General features: G+C 58.3%; 21 protein-coding genes, 3 pseudogenes and 1 riboswitch. Of the genes and pseudogenes, 10 read left to right on the top strand and 14 right to left on the bottom strand.

The features are described from left to right. The first annotated feature begins 10 nt into the window (after positions 1 to 10). Positions 11 to 337: a sialidase family protein gene (locus tag PSQ19_RS18795; RefSeq protein ID WP_282219001.1), complete on the top strand. Its 327-nt coding sequence runs from the start codon at positions 11 to 13 to the stop codon at positions 335 to 337. Further along, positions 309 to 1,127, top strand: coding sequence for a sialidase family protein (locus PSQ19_RS18800; protein WP_282219002.1), 819 nt, complete (start codon positions 309 to 311; stop codon positions 1,125 to 1,127). The genes PSQ19_RS18795 and PSQ19_RS18800 overlap by 29 nt, the downstream gene beginning before the upstream one ends. Here the strand turns inward: PSQ19_RS18800 and PSQ19_RS18805 are convergent. From PSQ19_RS18805 to PSQ19_RS18820, 4 genes are read right to left on the bottom strand one after another with little or no spacing between them, the layout of a single operon-like run. After that, the gene (locus PSQ19_RS18805) at positions 1,117 to 3,417 is read right to left on the bottom strand and encodes an MFS transporter (protein ID WP_282219003.1); all 2,301 of its coding nucleotides are present in this window, start codon (positions 3,415 to 3,417) and stop codon (positions 1,117 to 1,119) included. The two genes, PSQ19_RS18800 and PSQ19_RS18805, sit on opposite strands and share 11 nt — an antisense overlap. 19 nt (positions 3,418 to 3,436) lie before the next feature. Continuing rightward, on the bottom strand, positions 3,437 to 3,859 hold the full coding sequence (locus PSQ19_RS18810; RefSeq protein ID WP_282219004.1) for a hypothetical protein: 423 nt from the start codon (positions 3,857 to 3,859) through the stop codon (positions 3,437 to 3,439). Further along, the gene (locus PSQ19_RS18815) at positions 3,840 to 4,520 is read right to left on the bottom strand and encodes a sialidase family protein (RefSeq protein ID WP_282219005.1); all 681 of its coding nucleotides are present in this window, start codon (positions 4,518 to 4,520) and stop codon (positions 3,840 to 3,842) included. The genes PSQ19_RS18810 and PSQ19_RS18815 overlap by 20 nt, the downstream gene beginning before the upstream one ends. A gap of 10 nt (positions 4,521 to 4,530) precedes the next feature. Then, positions 4,531 to 5,337, bottom strand: a complete 807-nt coding sequence (locus PSQ19_RS18820) for a helix-turn-helix transcriptional regulator (RefSeq protein ID WP_282219006.1) — start codon at positions 5,335 to 5,337, stop codon at positions 4,531 to 4,533. A gap of 130 nt (positions 5,338 to 5,467) precedes the next feature. On the opposite strand from PSQ19_RS18820, the gene PSQ19_RS18825 reads away from it, so the two are divergent. Further along, the gene (locus PSQ19_RS18825) at positions 5,468 to 6,241 is read left to right on the top strand and encodes a phytanoyl-CoA dioxygenase family protein (RefSeq protein ID WP_282219007.1); all 774 of its coding nucleotides are present in this window, start codon (positions 5,468 to 5,470) and stop codon (positions 6,239 to 6,241) included. A gap of 62 nt (positions 6,242 to 6,303) precedes the next feature. Here the strand turns inward: PSQ19_RS18825 and PSQ19_RS18830 are convergent, their stop codons facing one another. The 5 genes from PSQ19_RS18830 to PSQ19_RS18850 all read right to left on the bottom strand — a co-directional run bounded on the left by PSQ19_RS18830 (position 6,304) and on the right by PSQ19_RS18850 (position 10,852). Further along, the gene (locus PSQ19_RS18830; protein ID WP_282219008.1) at positions 6,304 to 7,155 is read right to left on the bottom strand and encodes a M81 family metallopeptidase; all 852 of its coding nucleotides are present in this window, start codon (positions 7,153 to 7,155) and stop codon (positions 6,304 to 6,306) included. Between the two features lie 17 nt (positions 7,156 to 7,172). Beyond that, positions 7,173 to 7,796, bottom strand: coding sequence for a M81 family metallopeptidase (locus PSQ19_RS18835; protein ID WP_282219009.1), 624 nt, complete (start codon positions 7,794 to 7,796; stop codon positions 7,173 to 7,175). A gap of 157 nt (positions 7,797 to 7,953) precedes the next feature. Next, complete coding sequence (locus tag PSQ19_RS18840) at positions 7,954 to 8,808, bottom strand: flagellar motor protein MotB (protein ID WP_282219010.1); 855 nt, start codon at positions 8,806 to 8,808, stop codon at positions 7,954 to 7,956. A gap of 11 nt (positions 8,809 to 8,819) precedes the next feature. After that, the gene (locus PSQ19_RS18845) at positions 8,820 to 9,590 is read right to left on the bottom strand and encodes a motility protein A (protein WP_282219011.1); all 771 of its coding nucleotides are present in this window, start codon (positions 9,588 to 9,590) and stop codon (positions 8,820 to 8,822) included. A gap of 152 nt (positions 9,591 to 9,742) precedes the next feature. Further along, complete coding sequence (locus PSQ19_RS18850; protein ID WP_282219012.1) at positions 9,743 to 10,852, bottom strand: 2'-deoxycytidine 5'-triphosphate deaminase; 1,110 nt, start codon at positions 10,850 to 10,852, stop codon at positions 9,743 to 9,745. 73 nt (positions 10,853 to 10,925) lie between these two features. After that, positions 10,926 to 11,003: riboswitch (SAM riboswitch) on the top strand. A 36-nt stretch (positions 11,004 to 11,039) separates the two neighbouring features. Between PSQ19_RS18850 and metZ the strand changes: the two genes are divergently transcribed. Continuing rightward, positions 11,040 to 12,245 carry an O-succinylhomoserine sulfhydrylase gene (gene metZ, locus PSQ19_RS18855; RefSeq protein WP_282219013.1) on the top strand — a complete coding sequence of 402 codons (1,206 nt, stop codon included), beginning with the start codon at positions 11,040 to 11,042 and terminating at the stop codon, positions 12,243 to 12,245. A 101-nt stretch (positions 12,246 to 12,346) separates the two neighbouring features. Continuing rightward, positions 12,347 to 13,366 carry a transporter substrate-binding domain-containing protein gene (locus PSQ19_RS18860; RefSeq protein WP_282219014.1) on the top strand — a complete coding sequence of 340 codons (1,020 nt, stop codon included), beginning with the start codon at positions 12,347 to 12,349 and terminating at the stop codon, positions 13,364 to 13,366. A gap of 84 nt (positions 13,367 to 13,450) precedes the next feature. On the opposite strand, the pseudogene PSQ19_RS18865 reads toward PSQ19_RS18860, so the two are convergent. Together PSQ19_RS18865 and PSQ19_RS18870 are read right to left on the bottom strand one after the other, a co-directional pair. After that, positions 13,451 to 13,966 (bottom strand): annotated as a pseudogene (locus PSQ19_RS18865) (class I SAM-dependent methyltransferase); the annotation flags it as partial. A gap of 21 nt (positions 13,967 to 13,987) precedes the next feature. Next, on the bottom strand, positions 13,988 to 14,401 hold the full coding sequence (locus PSQ19_RS18870) for a tellurite resistance TerB family protein (RefSeq protein ID WP_282219015.1): 414 nt from the start codon (positions 14,399 to 14,401) through the stop codon (positions 13,988 to 13,990). Between the two features lie 128 nt (positions 14,402 to 14,529). Between PSQ19_RS18870 and PSQ19_RS18875 the strand changes: the two are divergent. Then, a pseudogene (locus PSQ19_RS18875) lies at positions 14,530 to 16,149 on the top strand (lysine--tRNA ligase). An 18-nt stretch (positions 16,150 to 16,167) separates the two neighbouring features. On the opposite strand, the gene PSQ19_RS18880 reads toward PSQ19_RS18875, so the two are convergent. Continuing rightward, a complete protein-coding gene (locus PSQ19_RS18880; RefSeq protein WP_282219016.1) occupies positions 16,168 to 16,809 on the bottom strand; it encodes a S24 family peptidase in 642 nt (213 codons plus the stop codon). A 133-nt stretch (positions 16,810 to 16,942) separates the two neighbouring features. Between PSQ19_RS18880 and PSQ19_RS18885 the strand changes: the two genes are divergently transcribed. Together PSQ19_RS18885 and PSQ19_RS18890 are read left to right on the top strand one after the other, a co-directional pair. Next, positions 16,943 to 17,299, top strand: a complete 357-nt coding sequence (locus PSQ19_RS18885) for a DUF952 domain-containing protein (RefSeq protein ID WP_282219017.1) — start codon at positions 16,943 to 16,945, stop codon at positions 17,297 to 17,299. Continuing rightward, on the top strand, positions 17,296 to 18,411 hold the full coding sequence (locus tag PSQ19_RS18890) for a quinone-dependent dihydroorotate dehydrogenase (RefSeq protein WP_282219018.1): 1,116 nt from the start codon (positions 17,296 to 17,298) through the stop codon (positions 18,409 to 18,411). Before PSQ19_RS18885 ends, PSQ19_RS18890 begins: the two co-directional genes overlap by 4 nt. Before the next feature lie 3 nt (positions 18,412 to 18,414). On the opposite strand, the gene PSQ19_RS18895 is transcribed toward PSQ19_RS18890, so the two are convergent. Next, positions 18,415 to 18,948 carry a nucleoside/nucleotide kinase family protein gene (locus tag PSQ19_RS18895; protein WP_282219019.1) on the bottom strand — a complete coding sequence of 178 codons (534 nt, stop codon included), beginning with the start codon at positions 18,946 to 18,948 and terminating at the stop codon, positions 18,415 to 18,417. Beyond that, positions 18,921 to 19,112: a hypothetical protein gene (locus PSQ19_RS18900; RefSeq protein ID WP_282219020.1), complete on the bottom strand. Its 192-nt coding sequence runs from the start codon at positions 19,110 to 19,112 to the stop codon at positions 18,921 to 18,923. Before PSQ19_RS18900 ends, PSQ19_RS18895 begins: the two co-directional genes overlap by 28 nt. Positions 19,113 to 19,198: 86 nt before the next feature. Here PSQ19_RS18900 and PSQ19_RS18905 point away from each other — a divergent pair. Further along, a pseudogene (locus PSQ19_RS18905) lies at positions 19,199 to 21,656 on the top strand (ligase-associated DNA damage response DEXH box helicase). 26 nt (positions 21,657 to 21,682) lie between these two features. After that, the gene (gene pdeM, locus PSQ19_RS18910; protein ID WP_282219021.1) at positions 21,683 to 22,363 is read left to right on the top strand and encodes a ligase-associated DNA damage response endonuclease PdeM; all 681 of its coding nucleotides are present in this window, start codon (positions 21,683 to 21,685) and stop codon (positions 22,361 to 22,363) included. Position 22,364: the final 1 nt, after the last annotated feature.

Genomic DNA, 22,364 nt, shown 5'->3' on the forward strand with positions numbered 1-22,364 from the left:
CATCATGACCATGCAAATTTCTGCCCGCGGGATACTCTCCAAGGCCGAGCCGGGCACAGATCATGCCGCCATGACCTTCCCGACCATTACCTGCCTTGCCAATGGCGACATGTTGGCCTGTTGGCGACAGGGCGCCGCCAAGGAGTGCGCCGACGAGCGGATCGGTTTTGCCCGTTCAACCGATAATGGTCGCAGCTGGGGTGTGCCAGCTTTCCCCTTTGACGACCTGACGATTGGTGGCCACGCCGGGAGCCTTAATATCTGTTATCTGACGCCGATGCCAAACGACGAGCCTGGTGGCCGCCGTCATGTGGGTCGATCGCGACGCTTTTCCTGACAAACCCCTGTTCAACCCCGAAACCGAGGGTTGCCTGCCAATGGCTATTCTGCTGGCGCGTTCGCAGGATGATGGTCGTACTTGGTCACCATTTTCGCAAGTGCCGTTGCCCGATGAGCTTGGACCGCCCAGCCTGACCAATCCCTTGATGATAATGCCGGATGGCACATGGTTGCTCAGTATCGAAACCAACAAGACCTATCTCGACGCCGGCCCCTGGATGCAAAAGGCGGTATTTGTCCGGTCCAAGGATCAGGGCAACAACTGGTCGGCGCCGTTCGACGTCGCGGTCGATCCGACGGGCAATATTTTCAACTGGGATTTGCGCTGCGCAGTTGCCGCCGATGGCCAGATTGCCAGCTTCGCCTGGACCTACGATAAGCCCGCCAACCACTATTTGAACATTCATCGCCGCGTCACAACGGACGGCGGGCGTAGCTGGTCCGCTCCCCAGGATCTCGGATTTACCGATCAAGCTGGACGGCCGGCGGTACTGCTGGACGGGCGGGTGTTGCTGCCTTGGGTAGATCGTTTTGATCGCGCGTCAATTCAGATGCGCGTAGCCGAAAATATAAACGCGCCCTTTTTGCTCACGAGTGAAATAAGTCTGCACGATCAGGGCGACCCCAACCCCCAGGCGGCCGCTACCGGCGAACTGTTGGCGGAAATGGGCTTGTGGAACTTTGGCCTACCCTATGCCGAAGCCACGCCCGACGGCGGAGCGATGGTCTGCTACTATGCCGGTACCCCCGACGCCATGTGCCTGCACTGGGTGCGGCTCAGCCCTTGAGCCGGTGCCTTAGCACCGGGCGCATAACAATACACAGCAAAACCAGCAAGGCCCGGTGCGGCGATTGGATTAGGCGCGTCGTATCCATGACCGAAAGCACCATGGTGCTATTGGGATGTTTGCTGTTGGCGATGTAGGGGCGTAAATTCTGCAGTGCTCTGAACGCTGTCTGCGTATCGCCGCCGCCCAACTCCGCCGCCACTTGGCGCAATAGTTTGCGCTGGTTTTGCGCACCCTCGTCGGACAGCCGTCGCAGCGTGTCGGCAAGGCGATTGAGCAGATTCGGCAGCCTGAAGCCGACGAATTTTTCTTCGCGCCGCCAGTCCTGCGAAAATGACTCCTCGCAATCCAGAATTTTGGCCACGGCCAGCAGCACCACCTTGCTGCGCGGCTCGCCCGCAATATCCACATCATCGTGCACCAGCTGGCAATAGAACGCCAGTAGTGGCTCAACGCTGTCGCGATCACCCAGCTTGCCCAGCGCCGATGCCGCCGCCAACCGGCAATCAAGCTCGGGCTCCTGTTGCAGTTGTGCGCGGATCAGCGGCAGGCAGGCGCTATCGCGGATTTCGCCCAATGAACGGGTGGCGCGTGCGCGCAGGATCGGATTGGGGTCTTCGAGAAACTGGATGATCTGCTCGCCACTGGAGTCTGAACGTAGTCGCCCCAGTGCCGTTAGCGCCGCATATTGCAACTCGACAAGCCCATGATAGCACAGCATGTTTTCCAGTTCAGCGACAACGCGAGCGCTCTTGGGCAAATGACCCAGCGCCTGGATTGCCTCATAGCGCACGTCAAAGCTGGGATCACGCAACGCTTCAAACAATTCCTCCTTGGCCAGCGCGCTGCGCGTGCCGCCAAAGCGATAGGTCAGCTCGCGCCGCCGCTCCTCCGAGGTAAGATGTCCATAACGGTGCACGCCCCAAAGCGCCTGCAGCGAATTGCCCGTCGAAAACTGGCTGATGAAATCCTTTACGCCGGTGCCTCCTTCCTCGCGCAAGAATGCAAAGGCCACCAGCGACGCCGACAGGATCATCGCGCACAGGACAAACAGTGTTTCATAACTGCCCAGCGTAATGCCAAGCACCTGCGGTTGTGATTTTTCCAGCCAGAACACCAAAAAACCCGCGCCGAACGTAGCCGAACCGCCAACTATCCCGTCAACACTATAGGACAGCGCCGTATAGCTTTCCTTGTTGGTCGGCGGCACGTAATTAAGCAGATAGACGTTACCCGCCGTTATCGAGCCAAACGCCATAAAGCCAAATGCTGCAAACATCAGCGCCGCAATTATCGTGACACCGGGCAGGTCCGGACTCATCAGTGCAAAACTGAGCAGCAGGAATACTTGGGCGACCTGCAATGTAATGCGTATGCCGCGCGCGCCATATCGATCAACGATCCATCCTGTCGCCAGACTGCCAATGGCCGCGCCGACCGGAATAAGCGTCGACAAAAATATCAACTCACCAGATGCCAGCGACAATCGCAGTTTGAAAAACAGCAGCAAAAATACGCCCATGACCGTCACGATCAAATATTGGGTACCCGAGGAAAACAGGAAAATCAGGAAATTGCGATCCTTGAGCGGGGCCTTGAGATTGGCCATGGCGGCCATGCCGCGTACGCCCTGCGGATCGGGTTTCCCACCACCAAGGCCCAATAGGCTGAGCGCGCCAATCAACCCCACCACGATGCCGATGCCAAACACCGGCAAGAATCGATCCAGCCCCACCCGGCTGTCGAGCCACAATTTGATCCCGAATGAAATGCCCAAGGCAATTGGCAGGCTGGCCATCGCCAATCGTCCCATGATCGCCCCGCGTACCAAGCGCGGCATGAATTCCTGCGACCAGGGGACATAGGCGGCTTCGGCGATGGTGCGCGACAGCGAAAAAAGCGCCATCGCCGTGAATAGCAGCCAAAATACCACTTCCGGCGCCCCAAAAAAGCCCGGAGCCAGCAAGAACAGCAACAGGAACAGGTAGCGAATGGTCAGCGCCGTACTGGCGACACGCTTGCAGCCAAACCGCATGATCAGCGGCAGGAACGCGATGCCCAGCAATTGGAAGAATGGCATGAGGCCGCCCAATAGCCCAATCCTGTCGGCTTCCAGGCCCAACTCCGCCGCAAATAGCGTCATCGGCGCTCCAACCAGGATCAGCGCTGCCGCCCCGGTCAACGTGCTCGACAAGAATAGATAGGGCAGGCGCCGCATCTTGTCATAGTCGGTCTGCTCAATCGGTATTTGTGCAACTGCAACTGTGGAGAACGGCGGCGCCACGGACATTTTCAGACTCCAGAACCGTCTAGATTTCGACGATAAACGACTTGATGACGTGTTGGCCGTTTTCGACCAGCCAACAGGTCGCCAGCACCTCGCCATTGCGCATATGGAGCAATGATGGTTGACCGAATTTGAGGCTGCCGAACTGCTTGCGGATGTCGGTTGAATCGCTGCCCAAATGCGCATCGGCAAATAGATCGAGCGTTTCGAGCACGTTAAGACCCGTGTTGCTGAGTATGCTGCGCCGCACGACCAGCCCGACGGGCGGCTCGCGATGCGCGTGAATGGTGAGCACTTCGCCATTCCGCCAGCCAATAAGGTTGGACGCCTGTCCCAATATTCCGGTATCGATGGGCGCGCCAAAATGCGCGCCGCCATCGCGCGACAATACCAGCCGATTGGTCAAATTGATCTTGCTGACATTGTCATAGGCCCAGAACAGCACCGCGACTTGCCCGGGCGCTGTTTCGCACAATCGACATTCCCACGCGGCGATCGTGCCGCCAGGCGCGGCAAAAAATACCGACAGCTTCGACCAGTTTTTGCCGCCATCGTCGCTGCAAATGATCCACCCTTCGTGCCCGCTCGCCCCGAGATGAAACGGTGCTGCCGCACCCAGGATTCTGCCCTGATGCCAACTGAATGCAGGGCCCGGACATTTCAAGCGGCTTGCCCTCGATGTCGATACGGCTCGGTACCGTCCAATTTTGCCCGCCATCGGTGGAGAAACTGATTTTGTTGTGCATCGGCAGCACCGCAAATGTCTGCTCGTCGACAATCGGCGTCAGCGCGTCGGGACGCAAAAAGGCGTAACCGGTGGCGATAAGCGTGCCGTCATCCAATACTAATGGTTTAAGCGTTTCCGAATGCTGTACCGCGCCATAATCATGTTCATGCAGCGCCACGGGCGCTGTCCAATGCCGCCCATTGTCGACGCTGTGGCAGCAATAGGCGCGCTGGTCGGCAGAATCAAACGCCTGTCCGATCGAAAACAGCGCAATCAGATCGCCATTATCCAGTTGCGCCACCCCTGGAAACACAGCCTGACGGCTGACCAGCAGCGGCTGCGGATTCTGGTAGACGATAATGTCCTTGATGATCTTCATTAGATGCCCCTTAGGCAAAAGGATTGGACCATTGCCGATACTGCCCCGGTGTCTTGCCACGCGATTTCCGGAACGCAGCACTCAACGTCGCTGGATGTCCATAGCCCACCGCCTGCGCAATTTCGGCCAGCCCGAATCCCGTGGTTGCAAGCAGTTCCTCGGCCTTGCGCAAACGCAATTCGCGCAAATATTCGCCCGCCGAAGTGCCCCATATTGTGCGATGAAGCGTGCGCAATGCGCTTTCACCAATGCCCAGGGTGCGCGCGACATCACTGAGCGAACGCATCTTGCCAAGCGAACGGGCGGCCACGTCCCAAGCCATCGCCAGACGGTCTTTATCGGTAAAATTTTCGACCTGCTCAACGCCATGCGAGAGATCAAACCCATCCAATATGCTGACCAATAGTCGCTGGCGGCGCCCCAGTGGCGCCGCCCCGGCTCGCCGCGCCAATTGCAGGGCAAGCCGGATCTGGTTTTGCAAATGCAGCGACTCTCCCTTGTGCGGTAGCAAAATTCCCGGCCCCCCAAACTGATGCCCCTCGGCCTGCGGCACCTCGAAATGACAGATCGAGGCGGTTGCGAACGCTGCGCCCGCTGATCCCTCAAACTGCGTATTGGGCAGGATCAACACCCCTCCCGGCGCCACCAGATCCAGTCCGGTGCCCAGTTGCGTAAATTCAATGTGCGCTTTGCCCTCATGAATCCACAGCAGATCATGGAACGACCACACGACCGGACCAATCCGCAGACGTCGGTCGAACCGACCGAAACGGTGATCGCGCAACACCAACGATGTTGGATCAAGATCATATTCCATAACAAATTGCGCCGAAATTCCGCCTGATTTGTCGGAAATCCTATTTTACTCCCGATCATCACACAAGACGCAGCCGCCACATGACGCTTTTATGAAATCCAACGACTTATATTTGGAGGAGGAAGCCATCATGACAGCGCTTGCCCAGCAAAACGACACTGACAAAGCCGACTTTGACCGCGACGGCTATATCACCCGCCAGCCGTTGTTCGATGCCACCAAAATGACTGAAATCAGTAGCGAGCTTGATCGCTATATTGCCCAATGCGTCCCAAAAATGCCCGACACCGAGGTCTATTTTGAGGACAGGTCCGACCGATCCAGCCTCAAGCAACTGCAGAATATGTTCAAATATGACGATTATTTTCGCGATCTGATTGAAACCGATACCATTCGCGCCCTGGCCGAAACGGTGCTGGGTGAGGAGGTCAATCCGGTCAACCTGCAATATTTCAACAAGCCCGCCGGCATCGGGCAGGGCACACCACCACATCAGGACGGTTATTATTTCCACCTCACCCCGCCAAAGGCGGTAACCGGCTGGTTGGCGCTTGAACCGGTCGACGAGGAAAACGGCTGCATCCACTATGTGCGCGGATCGCACAAGGCTGACGCGTTTCGGCCCCATGGGCGTTCGGGCGTACTTGGTTTCTCACAGGGAATAACCGATTTCGGCACTGACGACGACAAGGCCAATACAGTCAAATTCCCTGGTGGCGCGGGCACCTTCCTGCTCCATGATTCCAAAATCATCCATTGGGCTGGGGCGAACCGCTCAAAAACGCGTTCGCGCCGTGCCCTTGGATTTATTTATTTTGCCAAAAGCACCCGAGTCGATGAAGTGGCAAAAGCCGCTTACAAAGCCAAGCTGGAAAGCGATCTGCGGCAAAGCCAGAAAATTTGAGGGTACAGACCTGCGTTGTTCGTTGGCGCGGTTGGCAAAAAGTCGAGCCGCGCCAGAATCGGTTACAGGCTGATCTGCTTGCCGGCGAGCTTTTCAAATGGCAGCCGCTTCAAATTACTGGTGCACAGGCCCGGGCTATCGACGTTGTAGCTGCGCACGGCAATCGGATCATAAGCGTCCCGATGCGACACCGCCGCCTTGACGATCACATAGCGGGCCTTTTCCACCTCAATGCCCTGGGAATGTAATTGGCCCAGGTCCATCGGCGGTGTCTTGCGGCTGGTCAAAAGCACAATCGCCTGCTGGTTCCGTAGTACAGCACACGGCCCCATCTCGATATGCGTGCCCATCATTGAGGCGAGATGCGACTGCCGGTTTTCAAGCTCGAATGCCCCATTGCTCAGGCGCTCAATGACCCCGCTGAAAACCAGCGGCTCGCCATGATGGGTATCGACCTTGGCGCCGATCGACAGCTCGATATCATCGCCCTGTCTGGCTTTGTCGCATAGCGCGACCGCCTCGGGGTCATTGATGATCGCCACAATATTTCGCCGCCCGCTGGCTAGCAGCGGCGCCAAAATGCCGGTGGCATCGCCCGGCGTGCCGCCGCCGATATTGTCCGCCGCTTCAATCAGCAGAATTGGGCCATCGGCTGGCGGATTGGCGTCAATGTCGGCCAACACGATGTCGAGGCTCTTTTCGACCGGATAGGCTTCGGTCAGCCAGCTTTCGGTGGTTGTCAATATGCGCTCAAGGTAGGCCTTGGCCTTGACTGGATCACCGCGCGTACAGCAATTCAGACTAAATCCACAGTCCGCAATGTCGGCATAGGCATAGCCTCCCATCACATTGATGCACAAAATCTCCGGGTCCGCCGCCTCAATGGCGCGCGCCTCAGCGAGCGCCGCCGCCATAGGCTTTGAACTGGTCCCTAACCCAACAGGGGGAACACATATTTGGTTGGCAGATGCACCTGAACCGCGCCGGGCCGATCCATGAGTTCACCGAGTAGCTGCGCGCCGCGAATCGCGGCTTCTCGCGCATCGGTATGCGGATTTTCGCGGTAGGACACCAGGCAGTCGCTGTTGTCCAACATTTTGGCCGATACATTGGCGTGCAGATCAAGAACGCCGGCCACCGGAATGGTGCGCGCGGCCCGGCCAAGCAATGTCTTAACCTCGGCGAGTATGTTCCCCTCGATATCGTCGATTTCCTCGCTGACCATGGCCCCGTGCAGCACCAGATAAATACCGTCGAGTTCGTCAACATGGCGCTCGAGTGCGGCAAACAGTTTGGCTTTGAAAAATTCAATGGCGCTCTGCTCGACCATACCCGAGGGCATCGCGGCCATCTGGATGGTGGGAATGATTTTCCATTTCTGTGCCAACGCATGGCTGATAAATCCGTCAGTGGGCGAACCATTGTCCAGATTGTTGGCAATGACCGCGTCACCCAAATTGAGCGCCACCTGCTCAAACGCAACCAACCCGGTCTTCTGCTGCAAAAACGTGTGGGTCTCGTGGTAGATGCCTGCCAGCAAAACTGTCCGTGTCACCCGCATCCTCCGTCATCAACACTAAATATCATATTAGTATGATAACCAAATAGTTTGATGCGTCAATTCTCCTGCCTACCGCTGCAGGTTGGACAAAACTTTTGCCGGCTACCCATTAGTCGGGCGGGGGCAGGGATGAACGAAATGTCCGTCGCCTCTATGGGCTTAGCTCAGCTGGCACCGGGGGTTCATTGTGCAGCACCGAAATTTTTACCCGCTCATTGGCCGCCAGATAGGGGTCATTGGTAAAAAACGGCTCGGAATCCGCACGCCCGATAACGCCCTGGATCTGGCGCGCGGGCAGACCGAATTCACCCATGATGGCGCGCACGGTATTTGCCCTGTCGCTTGATAACTCCCATGGCCCATATCGATCATTGAGGTAAAGCGAGCCAGCCGCCGTATGGCCCGAAATGCTGACCTGGCTGCCCAACTGGCTCAATATCGGCGCAATGGCGGCAATGGCGGCGCGGGCTTTTTCGACCGGATATTTGCCACCTTCGGGAAACATGCGGCTGCCTCTCTGGTCGGCAATAACGATATCAAGTCCCTCGGGGGTTTCCTCGACAATCAGATTATCAGCAATCGTGGTCAGCTCGGGCATAGACTGCCAGGCCTGTCGGATGGAGGCGGCGGCCAGCGAGAAGCGCTGCTTGGTGTCGATATTGTTCTTTTCGACCTCAAACGTGTTGGCTTCCACCCCTTGCATGCGGTTCTTGTCGCTCTTGGTGCTTGAAATGGACACTTTTTCCATATCGATGAGATCCTCGGAGGCATCCTTGACATATTCACGTGCCGGATTGCCACTCTGCTCGATCACCCCTGACAGGCGACGATTGTCGCTGCTACCAAACGCCTCGCGCATCGAGCCCGCAACAACCTGCAGTTTTTTGGTGTCCTGAATGGAAAAAGAGATCAAAAGCACGAAAAAGCACACCAGAATGGACATCAGGTCGCCAAAAGTAACCATCCATTCGGGCGCGCCGCCGCCAGCTTTTTTGCGCATTGCCATGCCGCTGACCCCTATGCCGCTTCGTCCAGCATACCCTTGTGCTGGTTCTCGGGCAGATAGGCGATCAGTTTTTCGCGGATCAGCGACGGGCTGGTACCAGATCGCACCGCAAGAACGCCGTCGATGATCAAGGTCTGGTTAATTTCTTCAACTTCGAGCTTTGCGGTCAGTTTATCGGCAATCGGCAGGCACACCAGATTGGCCAGAACTGCGCCATAAAGCGTGGTCAATAGTGCCACGGCCATGGCGGGACCAATGGCCGATGGGTCCTCCATATTACCCAGCATCTGCACCAGCCCGACGATAGTGCCGATCATGCCAAAGGCGGGGCCGGCATCGCCCAGCGATTTAAACACGCGCTGGCCTTCCGAGAGGCGTTGCAGAAACTGGTCGCGCGTCAATTCCATAGCTTCACGGATATAGGCCGGATCATAGCCGTCGGCGATGTAGATGGCGCCTTTTGTCAGATTGGCATCCCCTGCCTCAAACCCTTCCAGCCCCAGCGGCCCCGAACGGCGCACCAGCTCGCCCATTTCGGCGATTTTCTGGATGAGGGCCCGCGGTTCAACCTTCTTGTGGGTAAAGGCCACCCGGCCACCAATCGCCAATGATTGGCCAATGCCCATCAGAGGAAAGCGAATGACCGTGGCCGCAAACCCGCCGCCGATAACCACCAGCACCGACGGCAAATCGACAAAGGCCATGAACGAGCCGCCGAGCGAAATCGCCCACCCAATAACGGCGGCGCCAACAATAATGCCGGCAATGGTTGCTATATCCATGGACCATCTCACCTCTTCTTCAGGTTCGACAGTAATGGGATGCCTGTTAAGCCATCGCTAATTGGGACGATCTACTCGCGAGAAATAATTATTTGTTTGCGCCTCAAAAACGCGTGATGTCTCGGCGGCGCAAGCAAGAAATTTAACGTCCTTTATGGATAGGGCCTGAAATGCTTGGACAGTTTTAGCGCCTGGGCCTGATAGTTTGATCCCGATGCGCTGCCATAAAGTCGGTCAGGCGTTTCGGCCAGTTTTTCGTAGATCAACCGCCCGATCGTCTGTCCATGCCCTAATAAAAAGGGCACTTCGCGGCTGCGCACTTCCAAAACCGCCCGGCTGCCCGTGCCGCCAGCCGCCGAATGACCAAAGCCCGGATCGAAAAATCCGGCATAATGCACCCGGAATTCACCCACCAGCGGATCAAACGGCACCATTTCGGCCGCATGGTCAGGGGGTACATGCACCGCTTCATCACTTACGAGAATATAAAATTCATCGGGATCAAGGATGAGTTCGTCCGAACCGCGATTGGTGATGGGTTCCCAGAAATCGAGCACGTCCAGGCCCGCTTTCTTGTCCACGTCGACCACCGCCGTATGACGTTTTGAGCGAAAGCCAACAAGGCCGTCCCGACTTTGCCCCTTGAGATCGATTGATAGCGATACCCCGTTTTCAACCGGGCGGTCACCGCCGATCACCAGCGTCTGGGTAGCATGCAGCGCCTGGTGCTCTGCCACGCCAAGTCGCGAATCCCCCGACCTGAATCGCATCTGGCTCAGGCGCGAGCCAGTCCGCACCAGGATCGGAAAGGTGCGCGGGCTGACCTCTAGAAACAGCGGTCCGTGATATCCCTCAGGCATCTGGTCAAAGCCGCGTGCCCGATCCCCGATCACCCGGGTGAAAACATCGAGCCGCCCGGTGGAACTTTTGGGATTTGCCGAGGCGCTGACGGCGGCGGGCAGCGCCAGACTTTCCTGCAAAGGCACCAGATAAACGCAGCCGCGCTCCAGCACAGCGCCCTGGGTGAGGTCGATTTCGTGCAGCTTGAGTGCCTCGATCCGTTCGGCCACCGAGTGAGAGGGGCCGGGCAGAAAGCTGGAGCGCACGCGGTAGGCCGTATTGCCGAGGCGCAGGTCAAGACTGGCCGGTTGCACCTGATCAGTATCGAACGCTGCGCCGGTCGTGATCGCGCCGATGGATCCCAACTGCTCGATCAGTCGGGCAGGAAACACACCCCTGGGCCAGTTGTACTCAGTGCTCATGACGGCGCCCCCACTAAAACTCGTTCCTGCGATACCAACCCACGCGATTGACGCCAAGAGCCAATTGGTCTTAGATCAATTTAGTGGTGATTTGGCCGGTCTGGTTGCAGCCACTTTAAACAAATTGCTAAGAGACCGTTCAACCGGCCGCTTCTGCGGGCCGGTTTTTTTGTTTGAAGGCATATCAATGACCAAGGCCAACAATCCTCTTAGCGATCCCGCCCGACAGTCTCAGGACACCCGTCTGGTTCATGGCGGCACCGATCGGTCCCCGGCCGGGGAAACTTCTGAAGCTCTGTTTTTGAACTCGGGCTATATTTATCCCGACTCGGCCGGCGCCGAGGCCCGCTTCAAGGGCGATGATCCGGGCTATATCTATTCTCGCTTTTCCAATCCGACCGTTGAAATGTTCCAGAACCGCATGGCCTTGCTTGAAGGGGCAGAGGCGGCGCGGGGCACAGCGACAGGCATGGCGGCGATCACTTTGGCGCTGATGAGCCAGTTGCGAGCGGGCGATCATGTGGTCGCGGCGCGGGCCCTGTTCGGCGGCTGTCGCTTTGTGGTCGAGGACTATCTGCCGCGCTGGGGTGTTACCTCGACTTTGGTCGATGGGCGCGATCCCGCCAATTTCGCAGCCGCCATGATGCCCAATACCAAAGTCATATTTATTGAAACCCCAACCAATCCGACGCTGGAACTGGTTGATATTGCCGCTGTGGCTGACATCGCTCATGCCCATGGCGCCAAGCTGGTGGTCGACAATGTCTTTGCTACACCGATCTGGCAGTCGCCGCTGCAGCTGGGCGCTGACCTGGTCGCCTATTCGGCCACCAAGCACATTGATGGCCATGGCCGGGTCATGGGCGGTGTGGTGTTGGGCAGCAAGGAACTGATCGAAGGGGATGTGCACACCTTCATCCGCCAGACCGGTCCATCCCTGGCCCCGTTCAATGCCTGGAACCTGCTCAAGGGACTTGAAGGACTGTCATTGCGCGTGCGCCACGCCACCGCCACCGCCACGGCGCTTTCAAATGCCCTGGCCGATCATCCCAGAATCGAACGTGTGTTTTACCCGCACCACAAGGATCATCCCCAATATGAACTGGGCAAGCGCCAGATGCGCGGTGGCTCGACCATGCTGGCCTTTGAGGTCAAGGGTGGGCAGGAGGCCGCGTTCAAGCTTGCCGATGCCCTGGCAATCATCCTGATTTCCAACAATCTGGGCGATGCCAAATCCATCATTACTCATCCCACCACCACCACGCACCAGCGTTTGGGTGAAGAGGTGCGGCTTGAAACCGGTATCACCCCGGGTCTGCTGCGCCTGTCGGTCGGGCTCGAAGCCCAAGAAGATCTATTGGCCGATCTGCTCTATGGGCTGGACCAAACCTGATCGCCGGCCCCAGCAACAGGAACGGGGTTTCACGCCCCTCGCCAAATCTGAACAATTGCGTCATAACCGGCGCAATTAAACTGGCCAGGGCCTGCCACCCGATGCGTTTTTTTATCTCGCTGTTTTTTCTGCTTGCTGGTCTGAACGCCGCCGTAGCCCAAGCGTTACCCAATCATGTCGACCCATCAGCGCGTGAAATCCTGCCCAACCTCACGCCGATCCCGGCGATAAGATTTCTGACCACCGCCGATTTTCCGCCGTTCAATTTTCGTGACGCCGGTGGCGCCCTGATCGGTTTCAATATCGATCTGGCCCGCCGCATTTGCGCCGAAGCCGACGTTGCCTGCACCGTTCAGGCCTGGCCCTGGGCGCAGGCGGCCGATGCTCTGGCAGATAATCAAGGCGATGCCCTGATCGCGGGGCTCGCCATGACCTCAGCCGACGGCGACCGGTTTGACTTTTCCGCGACCTATCTCGCCCTGCCGGGCCGATTTGTCGCCGCTAGTGGTGCTATCGGCAACTTTGACCCCGAAAAATTGGCTGGCAAAACCATTGCCGTGCGCACGGGCTCCGCACATCAGACCTTTATCAATCGCTATCTTCCTGACGCCAAGCTGGTCCCCTTTGGCGACGAGATTCAGGCCCTGACCGCCCTTAAGGATAATCAGGTCGATCTCTATTTTGGCGATGCCATGCGCGCGTCATTCTGGCTTAATGACAATCCCGGTTTCGGTTTTGCCGGTCAGCCATATTTCAGGCCTGACCTGTTCGGCCCTGGCATGACCATCGCGGTCAACGCCGATCATGATGCCGTACGCCATGCCATTGATCTGGCACTGGTCAAACTCGAAAACAGCGGCGCCCTCGACGAGCCTGTATCTGCGCTGGTTTCCTATCGGATTTTATTGAGCCTTTTGGCCCCTGATCAGACCCGATCGCTTGGCGATAGTGAAAATGCCGTCGTTTTCGGCCATCCGCCTGGTGATCATTGCCCGAAGGGTGGCCAATTGAGCCTGGCTGGCCCGGTCGCCGGGCGGATAGGAAGTAAGCGATCCCACGATCGCTTCGGCGTCGGTCACCTTGAGCACGTCGCTGGAAATTGCAACCTCGACCTCTTTTAGCCTGGCCTTCATCGCATCGGTGGCCGCCTTGATGCCAAAGCTTTCCCCGCTCGGATCAACCGCCAACCCGCCCCATGCAGCGTGGGCCAGCGAATACATTTCGCTCATATTGTCTTCGCTATTGGTTGTAACAAGGATTGTGCCACCGGGGCGCAAGACGCGGATCATTTCGTCCAGTGCGCCCTGCGGGTCTGGCACGTGGTAAAGCATATGACACGCCAAAACCGCATCGAAGCTAGTGTCGGGAAAAGGCAGCGCTGCAACGTCTGCCGTCCGGCCCTCAACTTTGGGGAAACGGTCGAGCGCTCGTACGCGCGCCAAGGCCTCGGCAACCATGCCCTCGGACTGGTCGGTCAGGGTCAATGACAACCCCGCAGGCATTTGTTTGGCGGTCCAAAGCCAACCGACACCACATCCCACCTCCAAAACATTGGCGCTATCGGGCAGGTGTGCGAGCATTGCGACCCAATCGAACCAACCAATAGAAGCGGTGCTGTATTGGAAAATATTGGCCCGCCGCGCCAGCTTGGCAGCGTCGCGATACTGCTCCTTCATACCGTCTCGATCCGCAATCCAATCAGACTTGGCGTCATTGCCCATTTTGAGTTGCTCCCGGCCTGCCTATCCAGGCATACGTCGATAGCGCGCCCGCGCTGCTGTTTCGATGGCGGCGGTTGTCAGGCGGTCGACCTCAATCCGGTCGCGCAGCATTTCCAGAAACCGCAATTCTTCCTGCGACAGATGCAGGTCGAGCGCGGTTAACTCGACCGCAAGCGCATAGGCTGTATCCTGTAATTTTACGGGGATGGCGGCCAGCGCGTCATTGATCGCCCCGTCAAGGCCGGGTGCCCCATTGACCTTTTCTACGCAGGCATTGGCGACGTCGGTCAGTCGCGACGGGTCAAACCCTTCAAATACCGGCATCCGCCCTACCAACCCTTCGACGCGCCGCCATTCGCTTTGCGTCATGGTGTTATCGGAGGAGGCCGCGATGACCATGATGTGGATCAATCCCTCGTGGGCGGAAGTTGGCATCGACGTTTTCCTTTGAACAGGCTTGGGTTGGCTATGCCAGCAAATCAGAGGCACATCACAGCATTGACGCAAGCGGCGCACAATGCAACACACCGGTTACGCTCCCTTTAGCTGAAAAGGCCAGACCCGTGTCGCCCGCACCTCTTCCCGTCCTCGACCCCGCATTTTTCGAGCCCGCCCAAACCGCCCGTGCCTGGCCGTTTGAGGAAGCCAAAAAGCTTGTCGCGCGGCTGGAAAAAGCCGGCAAGGCCGAAGTGTTGTTCGAAACCGGCTATGGCCCGTCGGGCCTGCCCCACATTGGCACCTTTGGCGAAGTGGCCCGCACCACCATGGTCCGCACCGCCTTTCGCCTCTTGACCCGCGATCAGGTGCCAACACGCCTGTTGGCGTTTTCTGACGATATGGATGGTTTCCGCAAGGTTCCCGGCAACGTGCCCAATCAGGAAATGATGGCTAGCTTTCTCGGCAAGCCTTTGACCCGGGTGCCGGATCCGTTCTCGAACGAATATCCCTCGTTTGGGGCTGCCAACAATGCGCGTCTGCGTGCCTTTCTCGATGGCTTCGGCTTTTCCTACGAGTTTGCCTCTTCGACCGATTATTATACCAACGGCACCTTTGATGAGGCCTTGCTGCGCATGCTCGTGGTCTATGATGATGTGATGAACATCATGCTGCCCAGCCTTGGTCCGGACCGGCGCGCCACCTATTCGCCATTCCTGCCGATCTCCAAGGTCAATGGCAATGTGCTGCAGGTGCCTATGGTCGAGATCAACGCCAAAGCCGGGACCATTGTTTATATCGATCCGGCCGATGATCAAAAGTATGAAACCAATGTTACGGGCGGCGCGGTCAAGTGCCAGTGGAAGCCCGATTGGGCGCTGCGCTGGTTTGCTCTCGGTGTCGATTATGAAATGGCCGGCAAGGATTTGATCGACAGCGTCAAACTGGCCAACCGCATTGTCACAGCGCTCGGCGGCAAGCCCCCGAGGGGTTCAATTACGAATTGTTCCTCGATGAATCGGGCCAGAAGATTTCAAAGTCAAAGGGCAATGGGCTGACCATTGACGAATGGCTGGCTTATGCCAGCCCACAAAGTCTGGGCCAATATATGTTCGGCAAGCCCCGGGCTGCCAAGCGCCTGCATTTTGATGTCATCCCCAAGGCGGTCGATGACTATTATAGCTTCGTTGCCAATTACCAGAAGCAGAGCGTTGCCGAACGCCTGGAAAACCCGGTGTTCCACGTCCATTTCGGCAACCCGCCCGCTGCTGAATCGCCGCTGACCTTTGCCCTGCTGCTCAACCTCGTATCGACTGCCAATGCCGAGGATGCCTCGGTGCTCTGGGGGTTTATTTCGCGCTACGTCAAAGGCGCGACACCAAAAACTCATCCCGAGCCTGGATCGGCTGGCCAATTACGCTGTCCGCTATTTCAACGACAAGGTCAAACCTACCAAAATCTATCGCGCACCCACCGACAAGGAACGCACGGCACTGGCCGATCTTGCCACCGCGCTAGCGGACAAGTCCGGCTCTACTGATGCCAATGATTTGCAGAATCTGGTGTTCGAGATTGGCAAGAAGCACGAATTTGAGCCGCTGCGCGATTGGTTCAAGGCGATCTATCAGGTGCTTCTGGGGCAGGATCAAGGGCCGCGGTTCGGCTCCTTCATTGCCCTGTACGGCGTCGATGAAACGCGAAAGCTGATCGAAACAGCGCTGGCAGGAGACCTGGTCAAGGCCGCCTGAGTCCGATCCGTTCAAACATCATTGGCTCGCCCAGATGATCCGGGCGATCCATTCAATATCACTCAAATCCAGTAGACGCGGCTCATAGGCTGGGTTGAGCGATTGCAACTCGATCTGCTTGGCACTTTGCCGGGCCAGAACCTTGGCCATGACCTCTCCGTCACTGGTCTTGACCACCACCCGGTCGCCGCGCCGCACCTGCTCGGTCGGCGACACGACGATTCGATCACCTTCCCGGTAGAGCGGCTCCATTGAGTCGCCCTGCACTTCAAGTGCGTAAATGCCCTGTTCGCCCGGCGAGGGCAGGGCAATCTCGTCCCAGCCCTGACCAGCCGGAAAACCGGCGCTGTCGAAAAAACCGCCCGACCCAGCCTGCGCCACGCCAAGTAGCGGCACCGTGCGCAAACTGGATTTGTCCGGCATTTGCAAAAAAGCCCCGGACCCGTTTAAGAACGTGTCAAAACTTTCTCCTGTTGCCTCAAGAATCTTGGCGATGCTTTCGGTCGAGGGCCAGCGCTCGCGGCCGTCTTTGCTCACCCGCTTGGAAAAATTGAACGCCGTTGCATCCAGCCCCGCCAGCTTGGCCAGCGCCGAAACGGAATGGCCGTGGCGTCGCGCCATGGCATCAATACCGTCCCAGATCGCGCGGTGTGAAAGCATAAGTGATCGTTCCTAGCAGCAGGAAATAGTTCTTAGGCATACGGAATGAAGTCCTATTCATAAGACCTTCATGCGCATTTGTAAAGTCACTCGCCCGCTTGCGCCAAACCGCGCTGCGCCCTAATTTACGCCCATGAAATCACCACCCTCCCTCATTTACAAAATTCTGGATCATGCCAGCCGCACAACGGTCGGCACCAATGGCCATTGCCACGGTATGCCCATCGATCACACCGACGGCTATATTCATCTTTCGACCGCCGATCAGCTTGCCCAAACGTTGGCGCTGCACTTCGCTGGGCAGAATGACCTGGTCCTTTTGGCCGTGCGCACCGCCGATCTTGGCGAAAATCTCAAATGGGAACCGTCGCGTGGTGGCGCCCTGTTCCCGCATTATCATGGTCCCCTGCCAATCTCGGCCGTCGCCTGGGAATTGCCCCTTGCGGTTGCCGCCGATGGCGCGTGCCAACTTCCCCAAGGCCTCAAATGATTCTGTCGGCCCTCTCACCGTTGCTCAAACTCGGCCCGGTCCAGAACCTGAGCAGCGCTGCCTTATTGAAAATGGACGCGGAAATCGCCCATGGCGCGACAATTGCGGCACTGAGACTTGGACTTGGCCCGCACCAGACCTATTCTGACGCCCCCGAACTGGCAACTGCGCTGTGCGGGCTCGAACTTTCGAACCCCGTCGGCATGGCCGCAGGTTTTGACAAAAATGCCGAGGTGCCACGCCAGCTTGGGCAGATGGGATTTGGCATGGTCGAGGTCGGCACGCTCACTCCGCGTCCCCAGTCCGGCAATCCCAAACCGCGCCTGTTTCGCCTGATGTCCTCCCACGGCGTTATCAATCGCATGGGCTTTAACAATGAAGGCCACGAGGCAGCTTTTGCCCGCCTCAAGGGTCTGCGCGTGCCCGCTGCGCTGGGCATCAATATCGGCGCCAACAAGGACAGCGAGGATTTCGTTGCCGATTATGTTGCGGGCGTCAAACGCTTTGCCGATCTGGCCGATTATTTGACGGTCAATATTTCCTCGCCGAATACGCCCGGCCTGCGCAACCTGCAGGCCGATGAGGCCCTTGCGCGCCTTCTCGGCGAAGTGCTGCAAGCCCGCGCCAAGGCCACGGTGCGGGTGCCGGTGTTTCTGAAAATCGCCCCCGATCTCGACGAAACCGCTCTCGATGCCATCGCCAAGGTCGTGTTGGACACTGATCTCGACGGCCTTATCGTTTCCAACACCACATTGTCGCGCGATGGTGTCGCCGGTCAGGAAAACGCCGATGAGGTCGGCGGCCTGTCGGGCCAGCCGCTGTTTGATCTGGCGACCAGAAAACTTGCACAGACCCGCATCAGGGTCGGCGATATGCCGATTATTGGCGTTGGCGGCATCCATTCGCCTCAAAGCGCCCTGGCAAAGTTTGAAGCCGGTGCCAATGCCGTTCAGCTCTACTCGTCCATGGTATTTGGCGGGTTTGACCTGTTGGAGCGGATCAAGCGCGGCCTTGTCTCGGCGGTGCGTGCCAATGGCAAGACCAGCATTGCCCAATTGAGCGGCATCCACGCCGCCGACTGGGCCAGCGGCAAGGCGCGCCTCAAAACCTGATATCTAGCCAGCACTATCGATGGTGATGATCAACTCGGCTCGATCCTGCGACTGGGCCACCAGATCATAATTGGGCAAATCCGTGCGCTCGATATGGGCCTTGTTTCGCTCCTCGGAAAACAACCCCTCCTCGGCATGGCGCTTGAGCAAACGCGCCCGCACCGTTTCGCGCGGCACATCGATAAATACGGAATAATCCAGTTGCCGCTTGACCCCCGCCCACGCGCCCTGGTTGAGCAGCAAATAATTACCCTCGACAATCAGCACCCCCACCTCGGCGCCAATGGTAAAGGCATTATCTACGACATCCTCGATCTTGCGCGAATAGCCCGGTCCACTGACCGCCGCCTTGGCGTGCTTGATGTGGTGCAGAAACCCGGCAAATTCTGCGCCTTCAAATGTGTGCGGCGCGCCTTTGAAATCTACCAGCCCCAAATTTTCGAGCTTGGCGTGGCGCATGTGAAAACCGTCCATGGGGACCAGCGCCGCGCTGCCCGGCCGAGCCGCATTCAGCAGACTGACCAACTCACCGGCCATGGTGGATTTGCCGCTTCCCGGCCCCCCGCAATGCCAATGGCAATCCGTTCAATGCTGGCGCTTTCCATCTCAAGAACATGGGTCACCAACAATGAGAGCGCGGCCTGTGGCGTCAGTGTCTGGTGAACGGGTTCGCCCCTTGCGCCCAAATTTTCTGTTGCCATTGACTTCCTCCCGCCCGCAACCGCGTTATGCTGGCGCGCCGACCTGTACTTAGCCCCGGACCTTCCTTGACCGTCCTGCCCCCCTTATCACCGAATGGTTTGCCGCCAAAGCCTGGTCGCCGCGCGACCATCAGATAAAGGTTCTCGGCAGCTGGAATAATGGCGCCTCGGCTCTATTGATCGCGCCAACCGGTGCTGGCAAGACCCTGGCCGGCTTTTTGCCAACCCTTCAGGATCTGATCGCTACGCCACATGAGGGCTTGCACACGCTCTACCTTTCCCCGCTAAAGGCGCTGGCGGTTGACGTTGCGCGCAATTTGACCACCCCCATCGCCGAAATGGGCCTTAAAATAAAGGTCGAAACCCGCACCGGCGATACGCCGCCCTCGCGCCGCCAGCGTCAGCGCTATGATCCACCGGACATCCTATTGACCACCCCCGAACAATTGGCGCTATTGCTCAGCCACCCAGACGCCCCGCGCCTGTTCGGCTCGCTCAAACGTATCGTGCTCGACGAATTGCATGCGCTGGTCACATCCAAGCGCGGCGAATTGCTGTCCCTGGCACTGGCCCGGCTTGCAACACTTGCGCCCCAAATGCGCATCACCGCCCTCAGCGCCACCGTCGCCCGACCAGACCTGCTGGCTGACTGGATAGCCCGTCCGCTGCCGGAGGCAAATACCGATCTGTTGACCGCTACCGGCGGCGCGCCGCCAACATTGTCTATACTCAAAAGCCATGATCGTCTGCCATGGGCCGGTCATTCGGCCGCCTATGCGGTGCCAGAGCCTTACGAAACCATCAAGCAGCACCGTATCACACTGCTGTTCGTCAATACCCGTTCGCAGGCCGAACTGCTGTTCCAGAGCCTGTGGGCGATCAATGATGATGGCTTGGCCATTGCCCTTCACCATGGCTCATTGTCGGTCGAGCAGCGCCGCAAGGTCGAAGCGGCCATGGTCGCGGGCAATATTCGGGCCGTCGTCTGTACCTCAACGCTTGATCTCGGGATTGACTGGGGCGATGTCGATCTCGTGGTCCAGGTCGGTGCGCCAAAAGGCTCTTCGCGCATGCTCCAGCGCATCGGCCGCGCCAACCACCGGCTCGACGAGCCATCGCAGGCCCTGCTGGTGCCCTCCAACCGTTTCGAAGTGCTCGAATGTGAGGCGGCTCTGGAAGCTGTCGAAGAACGCCATCAGGATAGCGAAGATCCCGCCGCCGGCGGTTATGACGTGCTGGCACAGCACATTCTGGGCATGGCCTGCGCTGCCCCGTTCGATCCCGATATTCTCTATGCCGAGATCATCCGGGCCTGGCCTTATCGCGAACTGCCACGAAACCTGTTTGACCGCATTCTCGATTTCGTCGCCACTGGTGGCTACGCCTTGCGTGCCTATGAGCGCTATGCACGGCTCAAGAAAACCACCGAGGGCCTCTGGCGAATCGCCAACCCGCACGTCGCCCAGCAATATCGTCTCAATGTTGGCACCATCATCGAAGAGCCGATGGTGCGCGTTCGGCTGGTGCGGGGTAGGGGGCAAAAGCAGGGGAAAACCACCGGCCCCATTGGTCGTGGTGGCCGCGTGCTGGGCGAAATGGAGGAGTATTTTTTCGGCACACTGGTGGTTGGGGACACCTTTATGTTTGGCGGCGAAATCGTTGCTTTCGAAGGCATGAGGGATAATGAGGCATTTGTCAGCCGCGCCTTCGCCAAGGACCCCAAAATACCCTCCTACATGGGCGGCAAGTTTCCGCTCTCAACCTATCTGGCCGAGCGTGTCCGCCGCATCATCGACACACCTGCCGACTGGCAGCGCTTGCCCGATCAAGTTGCCGACTGGCTGCGCTTGCAACGCGATTTTTCCGTACTGCCGGACCGCAGCAATCTACTGGTCGAAACCTTTCCGCGCGGCGCTCACAACTATATGGTCTGCTATCCGTTCGAGGGCCGGTTGGCCCACCAGACCCTAGGCATGCTGCTGACGCGGCGCCTAGAACGCGCCCGCGCCCGCCCGCTCGGTTTCGTGGCCTCCGAATATGCCCTGGCCATCTGGGGGTTGGGCGATCTGTCTGCCCTTGTGCGCACCAACCGGCTGTCGCTGGCCGAGCCTGTTTTCCGAGGACATGCTCGGCGAAGATCTCGAGGACTGGCTCGATGAATCAGCACTGATGAAGCGCACGTTCCGCAACTGCGCCATTATTGCAGGCCTTATCCAGCGGCGGCATCCCGGCAAGGAAAAGACTGGCCGCCAGATCACCATGAGTTCGGACCTGATTTATGATGTACTCTACCAGCACGAGCCCGATCATGTTCTCATTCAGGCCACCCGTCATGATGCGGCGCGCGGCCTACTCGATATCGATCGGTTGGGTCACTGCCTTCGTCGTATTCGCCAGCACATCATCCACAAGCCGCTGGACCGAATCTCGCCTTTTGCGGTACCCATGATGCTCGAAATCGGGCGTGAGCCGATTTTTGGCGAAGGCCGGGAAACTGCCATGGCCGAAGCGGCGGACGAACTAATGAAAGAGGCATTGGGCTGACTTTGGGGTATGATCAACACCAGACGATGCGCGAGGACACGCAATTGCTGCACTTCGCCGGTCACGTTTTTGAGCCACTAGCCTCGGGCGCCCTTTACTGGCGCGCCGAAAACGCGCTGTTGGTCGCCGATCTGCATCTGGAAAAAATGTCGTCGTTCGCTCGACAAGGTCAGCTGTTGCCGCCCTATGATACCGGACTGACGCTCAAGCGGCTGGACAGCGATCTCACCGCGACCGGTGCCAGGTCCCTGATTGCGCTCGGCGACAGCTTCCACCGCGACTATGGTCCGCAAAGCCTGTCTCACCAGGATCGTACGACGATTGCCCAAATGTGTGCTCGCGCCGACTGGTTCTGGCTTTCGGGCAATCATGATCCCGCGCCCCATGCGCTTGGCGGCCAGTGCATGGCCCAACTTGAGCGCGGCGGTCTGGTGTTAACCCACGAACCGCGTCGTGGCACGCCGGGCCTGATGGCCGGGCACCTGCACCCCGCTGCCCATATCTACATCAATGGCCGCGCTATTCGCCGCCCCTGTTTTGTCAATGATGGGCAATTGCTGATCCTGCCTGCCTATGGCGCCTCGACCGGCAATCTCAATATCCTCGACCGCGCCTTTGCCGACCTGCTGGACTTTTCGTCGCTTGCCATTACCATGCTGGGCCGGGACCGACTCTATCCAGTCAGTCCCAGGCGCCTGATCGCCTGAT

The organism is Devosia algicola, assembly GCF_028816455.1.
GTDB lineage: Bacteria > Pseudomonadota > Alphaproteobacteria > Rhizobiales > Devosiaceae > Devosia > Devosia algicola.

Bases quoted from the DNA above. Each gene is read 5' to 3' on its own strand.
- PSQ19_RS18795 (WP_282219001.1), top strand. From the start codon at position 11: ATGCAAATTTCTGCCCGCGGGATACTCTCCAAGGCCGAGCCGGGCACA.
- PSQ19_RS18800 (WP_282219002.1), top strand. From the start codon at position 309: ATGTGGGTCGATCGCGACGCTTTTCCTGACAAACCCCTGTTCAACCCC.
- PSQ19_RS18805 (WP_282219003.1), bottom strand. From the start codon at position 3,417: ATGTCCGTGGCGCCGCCGTTCTCCACAGTTGCAGTTGCACAAATACCG.
- PSQ19_RS18815 (WP_282219005.1), bottom strand. From the start codon at position 4,520: ATGAAGATCATCAAGGACATTATCGTCTACCAGAATCCGCAGCCGCTG.
- PSQ19_RS18820 (WP_282219006.1), bottom strand. From the start codon at position 5,337: ATGGAATATGATCTTGATCCAACATCGTTGGTGTTGCGCGATCACCGT.
- PSQ19_RS18825 (WP_282219007.1), top strand. From the start codon at position 5,468: ATGACAGCGCTTGCCCAGCAAAACGACACTGACAAAGCCGACTTTGAC.
- PSQ19_RS18830 (WP_282219008.1), bottom strand. From the start codon at position 7,155: ATGGCGGCGGCGCTCGCTGAGGCGCGCGCCATTGAGGCGGCGGACCCG.
- PSQ19_RS18840 (WP_282219010.1), bottom strand. From the start codon at position 8,808: ATGGCAATGCGCAAAAAAGCTGGCGGCGGCGCGCCCGAATGGATGGTT.
- PSQ19_RS18845 (WP_282219011.1), bottom strand. From the start codon at position 9,590: ATGGATATAGCAACCATTGCCGGCATTATTGTTGGCGCCGCCGTTATT.
- PSQ19_RS18850 (WP_282219012.1), bottom strand. From the start codon at position 10,852: ATGAGCACTGAGTACAACTGGCCCAGGGGTGTGTTTCCTGCCCGACTG.
- metZ (WP_282219013.1), top strand. From the start codon at position 11,040: ATGACCAAGGCCAACAATCCTCTTAGCGATCCCGCCCGACAGTCTCAG.
- PSQ19_RS18860 (WP_282219014.1), top strand. From the start codon at position 12,347: ATGCGTTTTTTTATCTCGCTGTTTTTTCTGCTTGCTGGTCTGAACGCC.
- PSQ19_RS18870 (WP_282219015.1), bottom strand. From the start codon at position 14,401: ATGCCAACTTCCGCCCACGAGGGATTGATCCACATCATGGTCATCGCG.
- PSQ19_RS18880 (WP_282219016.1), bottom strand. From the start codon at position 16,809: ATGCTTTCACACCGCGCGATCTGGGACGGTATTGATGCCATGGCGCGA.
- PSQ19_RS18885 (WP_282219017.1), top strand. From the start codon at position 16,943: ATGAAATCACCACCCTCCCTCATTTACAAAATTCTGGATCATGCCAGC.
- PSQ19_RS18890 (WP_282219018.1), top strand. From the start codon at position 17,296: ATGATTCTGTCGGCCCTCTCACCGTTGCTCAAACTCGGCCCGGTCCAG.
- PSQ19_RS18895 (WP_282219019.1), bottom strand. From the start codon at position 18,948: ATGGCCGGTGAGTTGGTCAGTCTGCTGAATGCGGCTCGGCCGGGCAGC.
- PSQ19_RS18900 (WP_282219020.1), bottom strand. From the start codon at position 19,112: ATGGCAACAGAAAATTTGGGCGCAAGGGGCGAACCCGTTCACCAGACA.
- pdeM (WP_282219021.1), top strand. From the start codon at position 21,683: ATGCGCGAGGACACGCAATTGCTGCACTTCGCCGGTCACGTTTTTGAG.